This window comes from Streptantibioticus silvisoli (assembly GCF_027947535.2).
Classification (GTDB): domain Bacteria; phylum Actinomycetota; class Actinomycetes; order Streptomycetales; family Streptomycetaceae; genus Streptantibioticus_C; species Streptantibioticus_C silvisoli.
This window is the reverse complement of record NZ_JAAGKO020000014.1, coordinates 67034-72490: the sequence shown is the minus strand read 5'-3', so window position 1 is coordinate 72490 and position 5457 is coordinate 67034. Positions and strand designations below refer to the sequence as shown.

At 72.2% G+C, this 5457-nt stretch carries 3 protein-coding genes; 2 read left to right on the top strand and 1 reads right to left on the bottom strand.

The annotated features are described in order from the left end of the window. Positions 1-343 precede the first annotated feature (343 nt). Positions 344-1756, top strand: a complete 1413-nt coding sequence (locus POF43_RS12320) for a carboxylesterase family protein (protein ID WP_271322328.1) — start codon at positions 344-346, stop codon at positions 1754-1756. Between the two features lie 20 nt (positions 1757-1776). Here POF43_RS12320 and POF43_RS12315 read toward each other — a convergent pair whose 3' ends face one another. Next, on the bottom strand, positions 1777-2349 hold the full coding sequence (locus POF43_RS12315) for a YbhB/YbcL family Raf kinase inhibitor-like protein (RefSeq protein WP_271322327.1): 573 nt from the start codon (positions 2347-2349) through the stop codon (positions 1777-1779). Positions 2350-2789: 440 nt separating this feature from the next. Here POF43_RS12315 and POF43_RS12310 point away from each other — a divergent pair, with 440 nt between their 5' ends. Then, a complete protein-coding gene (locus tag POF43_RS12310) occupies positions 2790-5450 on the top strand; it encodes a helix-turn-helix transcriptional regulator (protein WP_271322326.1) in 2661 nt (886 codons plus the stop codon). Positions 5451-5457: the final 7 nt, after the last annotated feature.

Sequence of the window (5457 nt, the reverse complement as noted above, 5' to 3'; positions counted from 1 at the left end):
CGAAGACCTCCGCCCGGGAGGCATCCGCCGACGAGTCACGAAAATCGACTTCGGAAACTTTTCGCCGAGTGCGCACGAAGTCCCTCTCATTCACCCTGCAACGGAAGCGGTCGAGCAGATCGGCCGCCGTCCGCGAAACCGGCGGGCCCGAAAATCAAAACTATCGCCGCGATCCGCGACATCAACTCCCCAACCTGGTAGTCGGGTCCGGATACCGGGGAGGCCGCACGACCACCAGAATTGGTGATACCCCGCCGGAAGGATCCGTGCGAATCTCGGCAGGTATTTTGCCGACGAGAATGGCGCCGCCGTCCGCCCTCACGATTCGGAGCAGGCACATCACATGCGCGAGGAAACCGATTACGACCTGACCGATGACGACCTGGTGGTGGAAACGTCGTCCGGCTCGATGCGGGGCTTCCTGGACCGGGGCGTTCCGAACTGGCGCGGCATGCCGTACGGCCGGGTCGGGCAACGGTTCAGGCCACCGGCGCCGGCCGTCCCCGCCGGTCGGATCGATGCGCGCCACTGGGGCCCGGTCTCCTGGCAGTTGCCGATCATCCCCGGCCAGACGCCCTCGACGGTGTCCCCCGACGCGACCGAGAGCGAAGACTGCCTCAACCTCAACATCTGGTCGCCCGACCCGAACCCGCACGCGCGCCGGCCGGTGCTGGTGTGGCTGCACTTCGGCAGCCGGGCCTACGGCAGCGGCAGCACGTCGACCAACGACGTCTGGCACTTCGCCGCCCGGCACGACGCGGTCGTGATCACCGCGAACTACCGGATCGGGGCCTGGGGTTGGCTCTATCTGGGCGCGCTGGACCCGGACTTCAAGGACAGCGCCAACCTGTCCATGCTCGACCAGATCCAGGCGCTGCGCTGGGTCAAGGAGAACGTGGCCGCCTTCGGCGGCGACCCGGACAACGTCACGTTGTTCGGCCTGTCCTCCGGCTCGTCGGACGTGGCGGCGCTGCTGGGCGCTCCGGCGGCCAAGGGGCTGTTCCACAAGGCGGCGCTCTACAGCGGCGCCCAGCCGCCGATGGCCGAGGAGCGGGCCGCCCGGTTCGCCAAGGACTTCCTTGCGGCCGCCGGACCGCTGGCGGCGACGCCGACGGATCTCGCGCGGCTGCCCAACGTGGGGCTGCGCACTATCCACCGGCGGATGCTGAAGCAGGCCACGTCCACCTCGAACGGCCCGGCCATGATCCGGTACGGACCGTTCGTCGACGGCAGCGTCCTGCCCCGCAGCCCGCTCGCCTCGCTGGGGGCGGGGCTCATGGCCGGCGTTCCGCTGCTTGTCTCGAACGTCACCGAGGAGAGCGGGGCGTGGGACGCCTGGAACGCCGTCGACACGGCCTACCTGCGCGCGTTCCCCGAGCACGACCAGTCGCTGCCGCACCGGGAGAAGATCGACGCGCTGTCCGAGCTGATCTGGGTGGGGCCGGCCAAAAAACTGCTCGCCGCCCAGCACAAGGGCGGCGCCCCGGTGTGGTACCAGCAGTTCGACTACGCGCCGTCCACCAACTGGCGGACCGTGCTCGCCTATCCCGAGCTGGCGAACCGGCCGGTCCACGGCGCCGACGTGGCCTGCCTGTTCCTCGACCCGGAAGGCACCGTCGGCTCCGAGGAGGACCGTGCGGTCGGCGCGCAGGACCAGGCGGCGCTGCTCGCCCTGGCCAGGGACGGGCGGGTGCCGTGGACGCCGTGGACGCCGGAATCACCCGCCCCGCACCGGATCGGCGTACCGGCGCACTGATCACCGCCGGCCGCCGGGCATCAGGGGTTCTCGTACAGGCCGTCGATCCGGCCACGCGCGAGGACCTCGCCGGCGGCGTCGAGCACGGCGCGTGGTTTGGCCGATTCCAGGTCCGCGCCGCCCGCCGAGGCGGTGATCGGCTGCGCGAGCGCGAAGAGCTGGAAGGCGTACCGGTGCGGGCCGTGCCCCTTGATCGGGTCCGCCCCCAGGTAGCCGCGTCCCTTGCCGGACCGCAGCACCCGCACCCCCGCGGTGGCGCTGTTCTCGTCGAGCGCACCCCGCGCGACTTCGGTCACCGCAGCGTCGAGAAGGAAGACTCCGTGGACGAACGGCTTCGGCAGGGGTACATCCAGGTCCTCGACGACCAGGAGCAGTTGCGTGGCGCGGGCGGGGGTTCCGGTCCAGCTCAGCGCCGGCGAGGTGTTTTGGCCGCCGGACCGCTTCCCGGCGTGCGCCACCGGCAGCGTCGCCTCGTGCTCGAAGTCCGCACTGGTCACCCGCAGGGTCTCGGGCCCCGCCAGGTTCGGCGTGTTCCAGGCCAGGCCCGCCTCCCCGGCCCGCCGGTTCTTCAGCAACCTACCGAGCACTGCCATGAATTCTCCTCGTCTGGACACTTCGGACCTGCGGACCGGTCCGCCAGGACCACCCGGCGCCGGTACCGGCCGGCACCTCGTGGTATCCGTGGTTTCCGGCGGGCGGTTCTTCGGCGGTCCGGTGGCCGTCGGCCGTTTCCGCCGCGCGGCGCACGTGCCGCGCGATGCCACCCGGTCCTGCGACGGGATCGGCAGCACCGGTTCTGGCGCGTTTCGCCGCTGCGGGCCCGGCCAGACACCCTATACAGGATCAGGACGCCGCCGACCGGCCTCGTGGTGACTGCGCGGCATCAGGCGCACATATCGGCCATTGCCTGCAAAGGTTCCGAAGATGACGCGTTCACCGTCACCGAGCGCCGCACCTCTTGGCGCGGGGGACTCTTCAGCGGAGGGGCAAGGTGAACCGGGCCGTCGAGCGCGCGGACTCGATACTCACCCGGATGCTGTCCGCAGCCGGCGATGCGGCCGGCGGTGGGATTCTCCTGCTGGACGGCCCCTGGGGCTGCGGCAGGACCACACTTCTCACCCACTGCGTCGGCCGGGCCGCCGAGTCCGGTGTGCGCACCCTCGTCGCGGCCTGTTCACCTGCCGAGCGCGACGTCCCGTTCGGTGTGCTGACCCAGCTCGTCCAGGGTGTGAAAGCCGGCCCGCAGGCGGCGTCCGTTCCGGGCGACGTGACATCCGTGGCGCAGCGGGTCCTCTCCACCACGGACGCCGGTGAGGCCGACAACGATCTGCTTTCCCGACGGCTGTACGGGGTGCTGCTCGAACTCGCCGGGCAGCGGCCCCTTATGATCGCGGTCGACGACATCCGCCACGCCGACCTCCCGTCCCCGCGCTGTCTGTCGCAACTGGTGCGACGGCTGCCGGCCACGCGGATGGTCGTGGTCCTCACGGACGACCGGAACGTGCGGGCCTGCTCGCTGCCGCTGCGGGCCGAGGCGCTGCGCAGTCCCGGCCTGCACCGGATCACCGTGGCGCCACTGGACCCGCGGACGGTCGGACACCTGGTCGTCGAGCAGTCGGGTGCCGGGGTGGACCACGACAAACGCAGGTGGTTCCACGAGGCCACCGGCGGCAATCCGGTGCTGCTGCGGGCTTTGCTGGCCGATTGCGAGACAGCCGGCGAAGTCCTGGCCCAGGGGTACGGTCAGGCATTCCTCGGTTGTCTCCACCGCACCGGGCCGACGCCACTGGCGGTCGTGCGCGGACTGGCCGTGCTGACCGACGCCGCCACCGTGCCCGCCCTCGAACACCTCGCCGGCGCCGACATCGAGCCGACCGGGCAAGCGCTCGCCGCGATGACGTCCGCCGGACTGCTGCGCGACGGGACGTTCCGGCGCAGCGCGGCGCGGCTGGCCGTGCTCGACGATCTTCCGGCGCCGATGCGTGAAGACCTGCACCGTCGTGCCGCCCGGCTGTTGCACGGCGCCGGTCTGCCCGCGCCGGTGGTCGCCCGGCACCTGGTTCGGGCCGGGCGGATGCCGGACCCCTGGGTGGACGAAGTACTGCTGACCGGCGCCTTCGCCGAGGACGAGCCAAGGGTGGCCATCGAACTGCTGAACCACACCCTCGAACACCGGACCGAGGCCGGAGACCGGGCGAGGATCCGGGTGCGGCTGCTCGAGCTCGAATCGAGGATCGACCCGGTCGCCGCCTCCGTCCGCCTCGGACCGCTGCTCGCCGCGGCGGGATCGGGCGATCTCGACGTGCCCGCGCGAGCCGTGCTGGTGCGTCAGCTGCTGTGGCGCGGGAGGACGGACGAGGCCGGGGAGCTGCTGTCGGGCCTGCGCGGGAGAACGGACTCCCCCGTGCTGCGCGACCTCGAACTCTGGCTGGCGGCCACGTTTCCCGCGCTGTCCCGGAAGACGGTCGCCGGCGGAACCGGCGTGCGGGTGGAGACACGGTCCACGGCCGTGCTCGCGGAACTGCTCGGGCGCGGGTGCGGCGCGGACGTCGTCGCGAAAGCGGAGCGGGTGTTGCGGGAGCCGCTCTCCGGCCGGTGCGCGTCCGGGCCGGGCCCGAGCGGGTTGCCCGCCCTGATGACCCTGATCTACGCCGACCGGCTCGGCGCCGCGTCGTTCTGGTGCGACCAGCTGCTCACGAGGGCGGAGTCCCGGGGGTTGCCCGTCGTCCAGGCCTCGGTGCTCGCGGCCAAAGCGGAGATCCTCACCAGGAAGGGCGAGTTCGACGAGGCCGCGACCACCGCGCGGACGGCGCTCACCCTCCCGGCGCCGGGCTCGTGGGGAGCGTTCGTCGGACTTCCGCTCGGCGGTCTGGTCCTCGCGCTGACCCGGACGGGCCGGTACGAGGAAGCCTCCCGGTACGTCGGCCGGACGGTTCCGCCGGCGGTGTTCGACACCCTTGCCGGGCTGCACCACCTCTACGGTCGCGGCCATTTCCTGCTCGCGACGGACCGCGTGCAGGCGGCGCTCGCCGACTTCCTGCGGTGCGGTGAACTGCTCACCGGCTGGGCGCTGGCCGGCGCCGCCCCGGTTCCGTGGCGGACCGCCGCGGCCGAGGCATGGCTGCGCCTGGGCGATCGGGACCAGGCCCGCCGGCTCGTCCTCGATCAGGTGGCCCGAGGCGGCGCCGACGGTGACCGGGCACGTGCCCAGTCGCTGAGGTTGCTCGCGCAGACCCGCTCCGCGAAGCGACGGCACCAGCTGCTGGGTGAGGCGGTCGGTCTGCTCGAGGACGCCGGTGACGACTTCGAGCTCGCGCGGGCCCTGCGTGATCTGGGCGCGTCGCACCACGCCCTCGGCGATGACCGGCGCGCGCGGCGCCTCGCGCGCCGGGCGCGGCAACTGGCGAAGTCCTGCGGTGCCAAGCCGTTCCTCGACGAGCTGGGCGCAGGCTTCGACGATCCCGGGGAACCGGCGCGGCCGGACGGCATCCGGTCGCTCACGGGCTCGGAGCGCCGGGTGGCGTCTTTGGCGGCCGCCGGGTACACCAACCGCGAGATCGCGCTGAAGCTGTACGTCACGCCGAGCACGGTCGAGCAGCACCTCACCCGCGCGTTCCGCAAGCTGTCCGTCAAACGGCGCGAGGAGCTGCCGGGGGAACTGTGTGCGGACCTGCTGCTGCGCGGTTCCCGCTGAGGCCGGG

Excerpts from the sequence above, each read along its gene's own strand:
- POF43_RS12320 (WP_271322328.1), top strand. The coding sequence starts at position 344 with ATGCGCGAGGAAACCGATTACGACCTGACCGATGACGACCTGGTGGTG.
- POF43_RS12315 (WP_271322327.1), bottom strand. The coding sequence starts at position 2,349 with ATGGCAGTGCTCGGTAGGTTGCTGAAGAACCGGCGGGCCGGGGAGGCG.
- POF43_RS12310 (WP_271322326.1), top strand. The coding sequence starts at position 2,790 with ATGCTGTCCGCAGCCGGCGATGCGGCCGGCGGTGGGATTCTCCTGCTG.